This is a genomic window from Streptomyces sp. NPDC012935 (assembly GCF_042900345.1).
Lineage (GTDB): Bacteria > Actinomycetota > Actinomycetes > Streptomycetales > Streptomycetaceae > Streptomyces.
Genome location: NZ_JBIBBC010000008.1, coordinates 52698 through 66904 on the forward strand (window position 1 = coordinate 52698; position 14207 = coordinate 66904).

Annotated in this window: 10 protein-coding genes; 5 read left to right on the forward strand and 5 right to left on the reverse strand. The window is 71.8% G+C overall.

Going from position 1 to position 14207, the window contains the following annotated elements:
* Nucleotides 1-35 precede the first annotated feature (35 nt).
* The 4 genes from ACFY5C_RS20545 to ACFY5C_RS20560 all read right to left on the reverse strand — a co-directional run bounded on the left by ACFY5C_RS20545 (nucleotide 36) and on the right by ACFY5C_RS20560 (nucleotide 7442).
* Complete coding sequence (locus ACFY5C_RS20545; RefSeq protein ID WP_389446181.1) at nucleotides 36-950, reverse strand: carbohydrate ABC transporter permease; 915 nt, start codon at nucleotides 948-950, stop codon at nucleotides 36-38.
* Nucleotides 947-2293, reverse strand: a complete 1347-nt coding sequence (locus tag ACFY5C_RS20550) for a carbohydrate ABC transporter permease (protein WP_389446183.1) — start codon at nucleotides 2291-2293, stop codon at nucleotides 947-949. The genes ACFY5C_RS20545 and ACFY5C_RS20550 overlap by 4 nt, the downstream gene beginning before the upstream one ends.
* Before the next feature lie 4 nt (nucleotides 2294-2297).
* Complete coding sequence (locus tag ACFY5C_RS20555; RefSeq protein ID WP_389446185.1) at nucleotides 2298-3680, reverse strand: ABC transporter substrate-binding protein; 1383 nt, start codon at nucleotides 3678-3680, stop codon at nucleotides 2298-2300.
* A gap of 243 nt (nucleotides 3681-3923) precedes the next feature.
* Entirely contained in the window at nucleotides 3924-7442 is a 3519-nt protein-coding gene (locus ACFY5C_RS20560) for an FHA domain-containing protein (protein WP_389446675.1), read from the reverse strand.
* Between the two features lie 370 nt (nucleotides 7443-7812).
* On the opposite strand from ACFY5C_RS20560, the gene ACFY5C_RS20565 reads away from it, so the two are divergent.
* The 4 genes from ACFY5C_RS20565 (at nucleotide 7813) to ACFY5C_RS20580 (ending at nucleotide 12969) form a co-directional block, all read left to right on the forward strand.
* Complete coding sequence (locus ACFY5C_RS20565) at nucleotides 7813-9507, forward strand: serine/threonine-protein kinase (RefSeq protein WP_389446187.1); 1695 nt, start codon at nucleotides 7813-7815, stop codon at nucleotides 9505-9507.
* Nucleotides 9508-9640: 133 nt separating this feature from the next.
* Nucleotides 9641-10882 carry a serine/threonine-protein kinase gene (locus tag ACFY5C_RS20570; protein ID WP_389446189.1) on the forward strand — a complete coding sequence of 414 codons (1242 nt, stop codon included), beginning with the start codon at nucleotides 9641-9643 and terminating at the stop codon, nucleotides 10880-10882.
* Between the two features lie 57 nt (nucleotides 10883-10939).
* Nucleotides 10940-12043: a peptide chain release factor 2 gene (gene prfB / locus ACFY5C_RS20575; protein ID WP_365063422.1), complete on the forward strand. Its 1104-nt coding sequence runs from the start codon at nucleotides 10940-10942 to the stop codon at nucleotides 12041-12043.
* A 293-nt stretch (nucleotides 12044-12336) separates the two neighbouring features.
* The gene (locus ACFY5C_RS20580; RefSeq protein WP_389446191.1) at nucleotides 12337-12969 is read left to right on the forward strand and encodes a hypothetical protein; all 633 of its coding nucleotides are present in this window, start codon (nucleotides 12337-12339) and stop codon (nucleotides 12967-12969) included.
* A 114-nt stretch (nucleotides 12970-13083) separates the two neighbouring features.
* On the opposite strand, the gene ACFY5C_RS20585 is transcribed toward ACFY5C_RS20580, so the two are convergent.
* Nucleotides 13084-13275 carry a hypothetical protein gene (locus tag ACFY5C_RS20585; protein ID WP_190074618.1) on the reverse strand — a complete coding sequence of 64 codons (192 nt, stop codon included), beginning with the start codon at nucleotides 13273-13275 and terminating at the stop codon, nucleotides 13084-13086.
* A 232-nt stretch (nucleotides 13276-13507) separates the two neighbouring features.
* Here ACFY5C_RS20585 and ftsE point away from each other — a divergent pair, with 232 nt between their 5' ends.
* A complete protein-coding gene (gene ftsE, locus ACFY5C_RS20590) occupies nucleotides 13508-14197 on the forward strand; it encodes a cell division ATP-binding protein FtsE (protein ID WP_389446193.1) in 690 nt (229 codons plus the stop codon).
* Nucleotides 14198-14207 lie beyond the last annotated feature (10 nt).

Genomic DNA, 14207 nt, shown 5'->3' on the forward strand with positions numbered 1-14207 from the left:
GACGGTCCGCCCCCGCAAGCGTGTTGTGCTTGCGCCTACTTGACCGCGCCCGCCATCACGCCGGACACGAACTGCCGCTGGAACGCGAAGAACACGACCAGTGGGATCACCATGGAGATGAAGGCGCCGGGCGCCAGGACGTCGATGTTGTTGCCGAACTGCCGTACCTGCGTCTGCAGGGCGACCGTGATCGGCTGGCTTCCGGAGTCCGTGAAGATCAGCGCAACCAGCATGTCGTTCCACACCCACAGGAACTGGAAGATGCCGAGCGCGGCGATCGCCGGACCGCCGAGCGGCATCACGACGCGGAAGAACAGGCGCAGTTCACCGGCGCCGTCCAACCGGGCCGCCTCCAGCAGCTCCCGCGGGATCTCCGCGAAGAAGTTCCGCAGCAGGAACACCGCGAACGGCAGCCCGAAGCCGACGTGGAAGAGGATCACGCCGGTCAGGGAACCGAAGATGCCGATCTTGCCGAACAGTTCGGCGATCGGGATCAGCGCCACCTGCACCGGCACGACCAGCAGACCGACCACGCCCAGGAACCACCAGTCGCGGCCCGGGAACTCCATCCACGCGAACGCGTATCCCGCGAGCGAGCCGATCACGACGACCAGGACCGTCGCCGGGACCGTGATCAGCACGGTGTTGAGGATCGAGTCGGTGATGTCGCTGTTGCTCAGGAGCTTGTCGTAGCTGTCGAAGGTGAGCTGGGAGGGTTTGCTGAAGACCTCCCACCAGCCGCTCGCGGTCATCTCCTCCGGCGGGCGGAGCGACGACAGCAACAGCCCGATCGTCGGGACCAGCCAGAACAGGCCCACCAGGATCAGAAATACCCGCACCACCCCGCCGCTGACGAACGAGGCGATCCGGCCGCCGAGGGACTGCTCGGCCGTCACGGTCTCGGGCGGCGGCGGTACCGCCTTGCTGAGCCCGCCGACATCGGTACTCATCGCCTGCCCTCCCGCCTGAGCCTACGGATGTTGAACCACATCACGGGAATGACCAGGAGCAGCAGGAACACCGCGATCGCGCTCGCGATGCCCGGCTGGTCCTCGGAGAAGCCCTTGCGGTACAGCTCCAGTGCCAGGACGTTCGCGTCGTCCTGGGAGGAGCCCGGGGCGATGATGAAGACCAGGTCGAAGATCTTCAGGACGTTGATCATCAGGGTGACGGTGACGACCGCGAGGACGGGCGCCAGCAGGGGGACCGTGACGCGGCGGAACACCTGCCACTCGTTGGCGCCGTCGACGCGGGCCGCCTCCAGCAGATCGCGGGGGATTCCCGCGAGCCCGGCCGCGATCAGCACCATCGCGAAACCGGCCCACATCCAGATGTACGACCCGATGATGGCCGGCGTGACCAGGGACGGGCCGAGCCAGTCCAGGCCGTTGTACGGTTCCTTGAAGTTGTCCGGCGGGAGCCGCAGTTGGGCTCCCTCGGCGGCGGCCGGCAGCGTGAACGTGCCGTCGTCGGCGGCCTTCGTGCTTGCCACGACCTTGCCGTCCTTGACGGCCTCGATCTTCATCCCGGCATAGCCAAGCTCGGCCGCGTCGACCCCGCCGAGGGTGCCGACACCCTTGCCGCGCGTGAAGTCCTGCCAGGTGGTGCCGGTGATCTGGGCCGGGTCGGCCTTCGCCTGTACGGCCGCCTTGGAGTCGTCCGGCATCTGGTCGGGGGCGACGCCCACCAGGGGCAGGCTGACCGGGGTGCCCGCGCTGACGGTGGCCTTGGTGATGAAGCCGCCGCCCGGTGCCGCTTCGAGCGGCGACTCCCGCCCCGGGTGGGCCTTCGGGAACGCCGACGCCTGCGCGAAGGTGTCGTGCACGCCCACCCACACCGCGTTCGCGACGCCCTTGTCCGGATCCTGGTCGTACACCAGCCGGAAGATGATGCCCGCCGCCAGCATCGAGATCGCCATCGGCATGAAGACGACCAGCTTGAACGCCGTGCCCCAGCGCACCCGTTCGGTCAGCACCGCGAAGATCAGACCGAGCGCGGTGGCGACCGTCGGGGCGAACACCACCCAGATCACGTTGTTCTTGAGGGCCGTACGGATGCCGTCGTCCGTGAACAGCGCCTCGTAGTTGTCGAATCCGGCGAAGCCGCCGCCCGACTGGTCGTAGAAGCTGCGCACGACCGAGTACCCGATCGGGTAGACCACGAGCGCGCCGAGCAGCACGAGAGCGGGCAGCAGGAAGAGCACCACCACGGTCCTGCGCGTGCCGGTCACGCTTCCGCGCGACTTGGGTGCGGCAGGGGGCGCAGTGCCCCCTGCCGCTTCCGTCGACGCCATCGCGTCAGTTTCCGAAGGCCGCGGCCGCGTCGGCTTCCAGCTTCTGCTGCGTGCCCGCGACGTCCGACGGGTTCTTCAGGAAGTCCTGGAGAGCCTTCCACTCACCCTTGCCGGGTGTACCGCCGAAGGCCTGCGGGGCCTGGTCGGACATGTCGAAGCGGAAGTCGTCGCCCGAGTCGATCAGGGCCTTGGCGATCTTCTGCTGCACCTCGTTCGGGTACGCCGAGTTGTCGACGTTCTTGTTCGGCGAGAGGTAGCCGCCCAGCTTCGCCTGGATGGTCGCCGCGTCCGGGGAGGCCAGGAACGTGGCCAGTGCCTGCGCGGCCTCGGAGTCCTGCAGGATGACGGCCGCGTCGCCGCCGGAGACGACGGGTGCGGTGTCACCCACGGTCGGGAACGGGAACACCTTCGCGTCCGTGCCGACCTTCGCCTTGGCCTGCGTGATGTTGACCTGCGCGAAGTCGCCCTCGTAGACCATGGCGGCCTTCGGCTGGTCGCCGCCGGTGAAGACCTGTGTCACGGAGGCAGGGAAGTCCGTCTGCAGCGCACCGTCCGCGCCGCCCGCCACATAGTCCTTCTTGCCCCACACCTGCGCGAGCGTGGTGAGCGCGTCCTTCACGGACGGGTCGGTCCACTTGATCTCGTGCCTGGCCAGCTGGTCGTACTTCGCCGGGCCCGCCTGCGAGAGGTAGACGTTCTCGAACCAGTCGGTGAGGGTCCAGCCCTCCGCGCCGCCGACCGAGAACGGCGTGACGCCGGAGTCGTAGACGGTCTGCGCGGTGGTGAGCAGCTCGTCCCACGTCTTTGGCTCGGTGGCCCCCGCGTTCTCGAAGACCTGGGCGTTGTACCAGATCAGGGACTTGTTGGCGGCCTTGTAGTAGACGCCGTACTGCTTGTTGTCGACCTTGCCGATGTCCTGCCAGCCCTGTGAGTAGTTCTCCTGGAGCTCCTTGATCGCCTCGGCCCCGAGGGGCTTGGCCCACTTCTTGTCGACGGCCTGCTTGATGGCGCCGGGCTGCGGAAGCATCGCGATGTCCGGCGGCTGGCCGCCCGCGACCTTCGAGCCGAGGAAGTTGATGATCGGGTCCTGGGCGGGCACGAAGGTGACCTTCGCGCCGGTGCGCTTCTCGAACTCCGCGAGGACCTTCTTGAAGTTCTCCTGCTCGGCACCGGTCCATACGGCGGCGACCTCGAGGGACTCGCCGTTCAGCTTGGGAAGGGTGACGGTGTCGGCGGTCTCCTGGCCGGATCCGCCCTGTTCGTTGCCACTGTCGTTGTCGTCGCCTCCGCATGCGGTGAGCGAGAGTGCGAGGGCGCCCGCGCATACGGCCGCCGCGGCCCTGACGGCCTTGCTTGTCCGGTTCCTGCTGCTCGTGCTGGTGCGCATCACTGCCCCGTTCTTCGTGCCTCGTCGAACGTTCGAGCGCTGTCCCGTGCGATCTGGTCTACGCCTTGGGTTTGGGGGCGGCAAGACCGCGTCCGCTGTCAAGTGGGAGATCGTGACCGGCTCGTGACCAGGGGCCCTGCGCTGGGGTGAACGTCCCTGGGGGCTGTCGCCCCCAGACCCCCGATATCGGCCTGAACGGCCTCGTCCTCAAACGCCGGACGGGATGGATTGCGCCGACCGGCGTCACAGGAGCGAGGGCACCTCGGTCGCCGCGACCTGCCGTGCCGCCCTCTCCACCGCACTGGCCAGCAACGCCAGGTCCGTGGGCCCGTTTCCCAGCTCGCGGACCGGGCGCCGGGCCGGCGGATCGCCCATGCGGTGCCACTCCAGCGGTACGACGGTGGGCCGCAGGGTCGCCGTCCGCGGGATACGTCCCGTGACCCGCCCGCCCTGGAACGGCACCGCTCTTCCGTCCGCCCAGGTCAGCCGGCCCCGCCCCGGCGCCGGCTCGTCCGGGCCGGCCGTCACCGCGTCCAGCGTCACCCGCAGCGTCGCCAGTCGCGCCGGCTCCGACTCAGCCGTACGGCCGCCGATGGCCGCCGCGGCCACCAGATGCACGCCGAGCCGCTCGCCCTCGCGGGCCACCGCCTCCAGCGCGCGTATCACCGAGCCCGCCGCCGGCCTGCCCGGCGATCCCAGCGCGGGCGAGACGAGCGCGTCCAGGTCGTCCACGACCACCACGAGCCGGGGCAGCGGCGGCACTGCCGCGGCCTGCCGACGGGCCGCCCCCGGCCGCAGCCGGATCGTGGAACTGGCCGGCGCGTCCAGATCCCCCGTGAGATCACCGGCACCGGCACCGGCACCGGAACCGGCCCCCGCCGCGCGCTGTGCCACCATCCGGCCCGACAGCTCACGCCCGGTGTGCCACTCGGCGAAGTCGGACCGCCCGAGCAACTCCGCGCGCCGCTTCAGCTCGGCACTGAGCGACTGGGCGAACTCCCGCATGCGGACGGGGTCGTTGGCGGTCAGATGGGTGGTCACATGCGGTATGTCGGTGCACGCCCGCAGTCCCTCGGCGAGCCCGCCGCTCCCGCCGACGCCGTCCCGGCCGTCGATCAGCACGACGCCCAGCCGGTCCGGCCGCTCGGCCGCGGCGAGCGACGCGACGACGGCCCGCAGCAACTCCGTACGCCCGCTGCCGGGCGGCCCCTCGATCAGCAGGTGCGGTCCGTCGGCGCCGAGGTCCGCGCCGACCGGTCCGCGCGGCCCGGCTCCGAGCACGGCACACGCCCGCCCACCGAGAGCCTGAGGGTCGTCGGCCGCGTCGGCCCACCGCGCCATCAGCGACGCCGGGGTGGCCCGGGCCAGCCCCAACTCGTCCAGCAGCCGCGCTGCCTGAGGCAACGGCACGGACAGGCGCGCGTGCCCCTCCCCGACGGCCCCTTCCGTCCGCAACGGCGCCAGGGCGCGCGCGAACCGCTCCGCCCAGGCGAGGGAGACGGCGTCCACCGCGGCGACCGTGCCGTGCCCGATGGGGCCGTGAGGGGTGGCTGCGGGGGGAATGGTGCCGCGTGCGGCGCCGGGCCCGGCCGGGCTGTCGCCGGCCGTGTCGTGCACGCCCGGGGCGCTGCCGGCCGTGCCGTGGGCTGCGGCGGTCTCGCGTCCGACGGCGCCCTGCCCGGACGTCCCGCCCCGTGCCACCCGCATCAGCCGCAGCGCCGTCGCCACATCCCCGCTGAGCAGCCCGACTGCCCCGCACTCCCGGAACACCGGTGCCACCGTGCACGCCGCCTCGTAGGTCTCCGTCACCGGCGACGCGGGCGACGCCGAAGCAGTCTCGGCGAGGCACACCACGTGGATCCCGGCACGCGGCCCCTCCAACGCCAGCCGCGCCACCGCCTCGCGCACATCGGCGCCTCCGGGGTCGCCGTCCACGACGACCACGGTGTACGGCCCCGGGAACCCGTCCGCCCCGGCGCCGGGCTCGTTGTCCTGTGCCCACGAGGGCCGCCGAGCGGCACGCTGCGCCGGCACCTGCCCGTCCGGCACGGCCGCGGCGACCGCGCCCCTCGGCTGCGACGTCAGGTCCTCCAGGCGTCGCAGCAACTCCTCCGTGCGGGCCGTCGCCTGTTCGCGGTCGTAGGCCAGCAGCAGGCGGCAGTCCTGGCCGTGCCCCGGACGGACATGCGGGAGCCAGCCCAGCCACGCCCACTCGGTGGTGCGCTCCTCCAGCGGGCGGGAGCGGTCCGCGCTGAGCAGGACCACCTCCAGGGCGTCGGGCGAGTGCAGCGCGGCGAGTTGGGCGAGCACCGCGCGGGCCAGCCCGGCGAGCCGCTCGCGCGGACCGGCGAGGCCCAGCGCCCCGACCTGCCGCAGATCGGTGGTCACCGGCACCGCGGGCAGCAGCCCCGAACCGTCGGGCGCCGCACGGTCGGCCGTGCCGAGCCGCACCGTGAGCGCCTCCGGGTGCCCCGGTGAGCGCTCCCACAGCCGGGGCCCCGGCCCCAGGGCGGTCAGCAGCAGGGACGCGGGGTCCGGCCAGGCCTCAGGCAGCCGGGACCGGCTCGTCGCCGTGGGGAGGCCGGTCGCCTCGGCCGGCTCGTCGACGTCGTACGTCCCGCGCCCGACCGCGTCCTGCTCGCCGCGCCCGCCGGCCAGCCGCCGCGCCCACGCAGTGAGACCGCCGCGTCTGCGCACGCCCGCAGGGACGTCGGTGCCCCGCAGCGGGGTGCCCTTGCGGGTACTGCCGGCCGCTGTGCCGTCGGTGACCCCGGTCCCGGCGGCCGTGGGGGACGCACCCGGGAACAAGTCCCGGGCGTCTTCCCGGTTCTGACGCCGGTCGAGCGAGTCCACCCCGAAGCCCGTGCCGTGGGTGTCGCCTTCGCCCGGTCCCCGCAGCGGCTCCGCCCCGCCGCGCCTCTCGATATGCGGTGCCCCGCCCTGGACGGGCACGACGGGCGGCTCGACGGAGCCGTGTTCCTGAGCCGTCGGAGCGGTCGGCCGTGCTCCTGCGAGGGCGCCCGCGTCGCTTCCGTCCGCCACGCGTGCGTGCGGCACCGCCGCCTCACCCCGCGCGAGTGCCGCGGGGCCGTCGACCTCGCGGTCGCCGCAGGTGGGGACGCGGGTGTGCCCCTCCCCGTCCGGTTCCGTCCGCACCCGTGCCCCCGGGCCGCCGGCCGGGGCCAGCCGCAGGGCCGATTCGCCGATCCGCAGCAGCGCGCCCGGTACGAAGCGCACCGGGTGGGTGGTCAGCCGGGTGCCGTCCAGTGTCGTGCCGTTGGTGGAGCCGAGGTCGGCGACCGAGACGCGGCCGTCGGCGGCGACCGTGACCGCGCAGTGCAGCCGGGAGACGTCCGGGTCGTCGAGCGGTACGTCGGCCTCGGCCGAGCGGCCGATGCGGATCTCGCCGCCGTGCAGGAGGTGGACCCCGCCCGCGTCGGGGCCCGCCACGACATGCAGCTGCGTCGGGGCGTCGTCCAGCTCGGGGTGGGGCTCGGGCGCGGCCGGGGCGCCGATGGAGAGTACGGCGCCGTCTATCAGAGGGGGCTCGCCGAGTGTGCTGCGCCGGTCGTCGAGGCGCTCCGCGCCCGTGTACAGCACGACCGGGCCGTCGCCCCCGGACACCGCCGAGGCGAGTGCCGAGGCCACCGCGGCCAGGGCCGTGCCCGCTGGTGCCGTCACCAGCACGTCGCAGCTCGCGGCGCGGCCACGCGCCGGGGCAGGCGGGGCCAGTGGGTCTACGACGGTCAGCCGGATCTGCATCGGCGTCAGCGGTCCCTTCTGCGCGGACGCGGACCAGGGCCCTCCAAGACGGCCCTCCCCACCCCACACGAGCACATCGGCCAGTACTGCACGCATCCTCGCACCTGCCACTGACAACGCGCCCCCCGCCCGAAGACAAGTGATCTTGATTGGTCGGCTCTGCCCGCAAAAGTGCCTGACAGATGACCCACCGACGACCGCTTGAGATCGGTCACGTCCGCTTGCGGCAACCACGAGACAGAGCCGAGCGTCTTTCCTTCGAACATGTACGGGAAGCCGTACGTAAGACGCACAGAATGAGGACAGGCCGGTGCCCCGGGGCACGGCACTACAGTGGGTCGGAACGTAGGCAAGCAGCAGGGAGCGCGACGTGCGGCCGGTAGGCAGCAAGTACTTCCTCGAGGAGCCGCTGGGTCGCGGCGCCACGGGGACCGTCTGGCGGGCCCGCCAGCGGGAGACCGCGGGCGCCGAGGCCGCGGTGCAGGGGCAGCCCGGCGAGACCGTCGCGATCAAGGTCCTCAAGGAGGAGCTCGCCGGCGACGCGGACATCGTCATGCGGTTCCTGCGGGAGCGGTCCGTCCTGCTCCGGCTGACCCACCCGAACATCGTCCGGGTCCGTGACCTGGTCGTCGAGGGTGAGCTGCTGGCGCTCGTCATGGACCTCATCGACGGCCCCGACCTGCACCGCTACCTGCGTGAGAACGGCCCCTTCACCCCGGTCGCCGCGTCCCTGCTCACCGCGCAGATCGCCGACGCGCTGGCCGCGAGCCACGCCGACGGCGTCGTCCACCGCGACCTCAAGCCCGCCAACGTCCTGCTCCAGCAGAACGGCGGCCAGATGCACCCGATGCTGACCGACTTCGGCATCGCCCGCCTCGCCGACTCCCCGGGCCTGACCCGCACCCACGAGTTCGTCGGCACGCCCGCGTACATCGCGCCCGAGTCCGCCGAGGGCCGCCCGCAGACGTCCGCCGTCGACATCTACGGCGCCGGAATCCTCCTCTACGAGTTGCTCACGGGCCGTCCGCCGTTCGGCGGCGGCTCCGCTCTGGAGGTCCTGCACCAGCACCTGAGCGCCGAGCCGCGCCGCCCGTCCACGGTCCCCGACCCGCTGTGGACCGTCATAGAACGCTGCCTGCGCAAGAACCCCGACGAACGGCCCAGCGCCGAGAACCTCGCACGCGGCCTGCGCGTCGTCGCCGAGGGCATCGGCGTGCACGCGAACTCCGCGCAGATCGCGGCCGCCGAGGGCGTCGCCGCGCTGCTCGCGCCCGACCCCGCGCCGGCGGCCGTGCCGGGCTCGGCCGACCCCACCCAGGTGCTGCAGCACGGCGCGGCCCCGGGGGCGTACGACCCGAACGGCGCGACCAGCGTGCTGCCGCACACCGGCGCCCCCGGCCCGGCAGGTGCCGCGGACCCCACGGCCGTACTGCCGAACACGGGCGGCCCCGGTGGGCGGGGCGCCGCCGACCCGACGGCCGTCATGCCACCGGTGCCGCCGGGACAGCCCGGTCAGCCGGGCCCCGAGGACCCGCACCCCTGGCAGAACCAGCTGCGTGCCGCCCGGGACCGCAACGAGCAGACGCAGGTCCAGTACCTCGACCCCAGCCAGGACCCGCTGCGCCGGCGCCCACAGCGCCAGGTCGCCCGCCCGCAGCAGCAGCCCCAGCAGCAGCGGCCGCCACAGGGCCGGCAACAGGGCTACGGCCATCCGCAGCAGCACCAGCCGCAGCAGTACGCCCCGCAGCGTCAGCCGCAGCAGCAGCCCCAGCGGTACGCCCCGCCGCCCACGCCGGAGCCGCAGCGGCCCCAGCGCGAGCCGCGTCAGCCGCGGCAGCGCAGCGCCAACCCGATGCGGATCCCCGGCCTCGGCTGCCTCAAGGGATGTCTCTTCACGATCGTCATCCTCTTCGTCGCGGGTTGGCTGGTTTGGGAGCTCAGCCCCTTGCAGGAGTGGATCGGCACGGGCAAGGGCTACTGGGAGCAGCTCAGCGACTGGTTCAGCACCGTGAGCGGGTGGATCGGAGACCTAAGCGGTTCGGGCGGGGGCTCGGGCACGAGCTGACCCGGGCCGGCGCGGTGCGGCGTCGGCTGGTTTGGTTATTTGTCGACACCGGGCGGGTGATTTCCGCCTCGGCGGTGAAGGTTGGCTCCTCGGACGCGTAGTTTTAGCGACACACGCGTCTGTAGGAGCAGCCTTGGCACGGAAGATCGGCAGCCGGTACACCGCCAACCAGATCCTGGGGCGGGGCAGCGCCGGCACGGTGTGGCTGGGCGAGGGGCCCGAGGGGCCCGTCGCCATCAAGCTGCTGCGCGAGGACCTCGCGTCCGACCAGGAACTCGTCGGACGTTTCGTGCAGGAGCGCACGGCCCTGCTCGGCCTGGAGCATCCGAACGTGGTCTCCGTACGCGACCTCGTGGTCGACGGCAACGACCTCGCACTGGTCATGGACCTGGTCCGGGGCACGGACCTGCGCACCCGGCTCGACCGCGAGCGGCGACTCGCGCCCGAGTCGGCCGTGGCGATCGTCGCGGACGTCGCCGACGGGCTGGCGGCGGCGCATGCGGCCGGGGTCGTGCACCGGGACGTCAAGCCGGAGAACGTCCTGCTGGACATGCAGGGGCCGCTCGGGCCCGGCGGTTCCCATCCCGCCCTGCTGACGGACTTCGGCGTGGCGAAGCTCATCGACTCGCCGCGCCGTACGCGCGCCACGAAGATCATCGGGACGCCTGACTACCTGGCACCGGAGATCGTGGAAGGGCTGCCGCCGCGGGCCGCGGTCGACATCTACGCACTGGCGACCGTCCTGTACGAGCTTCTCGCGGGCTTCACTCCCTTCGGGGGCGGCCACCCGGGCGCGGTGCTGCGGCGTCACGTCACGGAGAGCGTGGCGCCTCTGCCCGGCATCCCGGACGAGCTGTGGCAGCTGATCGTGCAGTGCCTGGCGAAGGCGCCGGCCTCGCGGCTGCGGGCGTCGGAGCTGGGGGTGCGGCTGCGGGAGCTGGGGCCGTTGGTTGCCGGAATGCCGCCGCTGGATGTGGACGAGCCGGACGCGGAGCCCGCGGAGGACGAGGTTCCGGTCGCCGAGGAGACGGCGCCGGCGGGGGAGCGGGTGCGGCGCCGGGGTGCGGTGCCGCTGGTGCCGGGCGCGAAGCCGGCGGACTCCAATCGGGACACCCATACGTCGATGAGGGTGCCGGGGCCCGACGAGCTGGCCGGGGGCGCGCGGGGCACGGCGCGGGTGCCCCGGGCAGCGGGTGCCCCGCGCCCGGGCTCCGCCCGCCATCGCGCAGTGACGCGCCGGCGCCGGGTGGCCGTGGGGGCGGCCGCGGTGGCGCTGGTCGCGGCGGCCGGGGTGGGCGCGTGGCTGGCGACCTCTGAGGACGACGCCGGGGCGACGCCCCAGGACACGAACAACACGGCTCCGGCCTCGCCGTAGCCTGAGCCGGAGACGGCACCGGAGCTCCCCGCTTGGCGGAGCCGTTACGCTGGAGGCGTGGCAGTCGTCGATGTATCCGAAGAGCTCAAGTCCCTCTCCTCGACCATGGAGTCGATCGAGGCCGTTCTGGACCTCGACAAGCTGAGGGCAGACATCGCCGTGCTCGAGGAGCAGGCGGCCGCGCCGTCCCTGTGGGACAACCCGGACGAGGCGCAGAAGATCACCAGCAAGCTGTCCCACCTCCAGGCCGAGGTGCGGAAGGCCGAAGCCCTGCGTGGCCGGATCGACGATCTCGCCGTGCTGTTCGAGATGGCCGAGGAGGAGGACGACCCGGACACCCGCGCCGAGGCCGAGTCCGAGCTCACCGCCGTCCGCAAGGCACTGGACGAGATGGAGGTCCGGACGCTGCTCAGCGGCGAGTACGACTCCCGGGAGGCGCTGGTCAACATCCGTGCCGAGGCGGGCGGCGTCGACGCCGCCGACTTCGCCGAGAAGCTGCAGCGGATGTACCTGCGCTGGGCGGAGCAGAAGGGCTACAAGACCGAGATCTACGAGACGTCGTACGCCGAAGAGGCCGGCATCAAGTCGACCACCTTCGCCGTGCAGGTGCCGTACGCCTACGGCACGCTCTCGGTCGAGCAGGGCACCCACCGCCTCGTGCGCATCTCCCCCTTCGACAACCAGGGGCGCCGCCAGACCTCGTTCGCGGGCGTCGAGATCCTTCCCGTGGTCGAGCAGACCGACCACATCGAGATCGACGAGTCCGAGCTGCGGGTGGACGTGTACCGCTCGTCCGGTCCCGGCGGTCAGGGTGTCAACACCACCGACTCCGCGGTGCGTCTGACCCACCTCCCCACCGGCATCGTCGTCTCCTGCCAGAACGAGCGGTCGCAGATCCAGAACAAGGCGACCGCCATGAACGTTCTCCAGGCGAAGCTGCTGGAGCGGCAGCGCCAGGAGGAGCGGGCCAAGATGGACGCCCTGAAGGACGGCGGCAGCTCCTGGGGCAACCAGATGCGGTCGTACGTGCTGCACCCGTACCAGATGGTCAAGGACCTGCGCACCGAGTTCGAAGTCGGCAACCCCGAGGCCGTGTTCAACGGTGAGATCGACGGGTTCCTGGAAGCCGGGATTCGCTGGCGCAAGCAGCAGGAGAAGTAACTTTGTCGACAAGGCAACTGCCGCCATCCCGGCGGCAGTTGCCTTTTCTGTGCCTGCATGTCTGGGTTTTACATCACACTCACAGACTCCAACCCCTGGCATAGCCCCCGTATTTGGACATGGCGCCCGCAAACGGCCTTGACGTGTCTTTGAAAAATGGGAAGGGTAAAGCGTGGCATGCGTATCTCTGGGGCGCATGTGAACCGGGGGATTCGAGTTAAGCGACGTCCTCCGTCGATCACGGCCCCCGAGCGCCGCCTCACTGACGATTAGCTACTGGGGGTAGCAACCACATGACGAAGAAGACGCGGATCCGTATCGCGCGCCTCGCGGCCGGTGCCGTGATCGCGGCCGGTGCCTCGCTGACCGCTGCGGGTGCCGCCTCGGCCGCGCCCTCGGAGGACTGCCTGCTCGGCATTTGCCTCGGTGGAGAGGACGACCCGACCACCCCGCCGCCGTCGCCGACCGACCCGCCGACGGGTATCCCCACCGACACCCCGACGGACCTCCCGACCGGGGAGCCCACGGTCGACCCGACGGACCCGACGGAGGAGCCGACCGAGCCGGAGGAGCCCACCGAGGACCCGACCACCGAGCCGACCGACCCGGGTAACGGGAACGGCAACGGGAACGGGAACGGCAACGGCAACGGGAACGGCAACAACGGCGGCGGTAACAACAACACCGACCCCGACGGTGGCACCTCCACCCAGGAAGAGGGTTCCTCCTCCCTGACGGAGACCAACACCGACAGCACGGGCACGGGCGCCAACACGTCCGCCCAGGGCAACGGTGAGGAGCTCGCCGAGACCGGTGCCGCCGAGACCACGTTCCTGCTGGTCGGCGCCGCCACGATGATCGCTGGTGGTATCGGCTTCCGCATCCTGCCGCGCCTCGTGGGCGGCCGCGGCGGTGCGGCTGCCTGACGGTAGCCGGTCGTCCACGCTGCGTGATTCACGCCGTACGGCCGAGGGGCCCGGAGCGCTTTCGCTCCGGGCCCCTCGCCATGTCCGCACGTCAGTACACGGTGCGGGCGTCGCCTATGCGGTCTGGTGCGCCAGCAGTGCCACAGCCGCGATCAGCACCGCCAGCAGGGCGATCAGCGTCATCGGGTTCAGACCCGCGAACAGGTTCTCCTGCTGCAGCCGCTCACGGTTCGCCCGGCACACAGGGCAGCGGCCCTCACTCACGGGCGCGGCACAGTTCGCGCACACCAGCCGGTCGTACGTCATGCGCCACCCTCCTAGCCAGTTCCCTCCGGGGGTTCAACGGGTTCGGACCCGAGAACGTTCCCCCCTCCACAATGCCAGGTTCCCCGGGAAAGGGCGCGGGCGCTCCCGGACGGGTGGTTGCCAACCCGGCACAAACTGCACAAGCCTCACGCAACCCCTCCCGGTGCCTGCGCCCCTACCCCTGGTTCGCGTATGGTCACGCTCATCTACCCCGGCGACCCATGGTGCACCCGTGATCCGACTCGACAACGTCTCCAAGGTCTACCCCAAGCAGACCCGCCCCGCACTCAGGGATGTGTCCCTGGAAGTGGAGAAGGGCGAGTTCGTGTTCCTCGTCGGGTCCTCCGGCTCCGGAAAGTCCACCTTCCTGCGGTTGATCCTCCGCGAGGAGCGCTGCAGCCACGGCCAGGTGCACGTTCTGGGCAAGGACCTCGCGCGTCTGTCCAACTGGAAGGTGCCGCAGATGCGCCGCCAGCTGGGGACCGTGTTCCAGGACTTCCGGTTGCTGCCGAACAAGACGGTCGCCGAGAACGTCGCCTTCGCGCAGGAGGTCATCGGCAAGTCCCGCGGCGAGATCCGCAAGTCCGTGCCGCAGGTGCTCGACCTCGTCGGGCTGGGCGGCAAGGAGGACCGGATGCCCGGTGAGCTCTCCGGTGGTGAGCAGCAGCGGGTGGCGATCGCCCGTGCCTTCGTCAACCGCCCCAAGCTGCTGATCGCCGACGAGCCCACCGGCAACCTCGACCCGCAGACCTCCGTCGGCATCATGAAGCTGCTCGACCGGATCAACCGGACGGGCACCACCGTGGTGATGGCGACGCACGACCAGAACATCGTGGACCAGATGCGCAAGCGCGTCATCGAGCTGGAGCAGGGCCGCCTCGTCCGCGACCAGGCACGTGGCGTCTACGGCTACCAGCACTGACCGCGACCGT

Bases quoted from the DNA above. Each gene is read 5' to 3' on its own strand.
- ACFY5C_RS20550 (WP_389446183.1), bottom strand. From the start codon at position 2,293: ATGGCGTCGACGGAAGCGGCAGGGGGCACTGCGCCCCCTGCCGCACCC.
- ACFY5C_RS20545 (WP_389446181.1), bottom strand. From the start codon at position 950: ATGAGTACCGATGTCGGCGGGCTCAGCAAGGCGGTACCGCCGCCGCCC.
- ACFY5C_RS20560 (WP_389446675.1), bottom strand. From the start codon at position 7,442: ATGCAGATCCGGCTGACCGTCGTAGACCCACTGGCCCCGCCTGCCCCG.
- ACFY5C_RS20580 (WP_389446191.1), top strand. From the start codon at position 12,337: ATGACGAAGAAGACGCGGATCCGTATCGCGCGCCTCGCGGCCGGTGCC.
- ACFY5C_RS20555 (WP_389446185.1), bottom strand. From the start codon at position 3,680: ATGCGCACCAGCACGAGCAGCAGGAACCGGACAAGCAAGGCCGTCAGG.
- ACFY5C_RS20585 (WP_190074618.1), bottom strand. From the start codon at position 13,275: ATGACGTACGACCGGCTGGTGTGCGCGAACTGTGCCGCGCCCGTGAGT.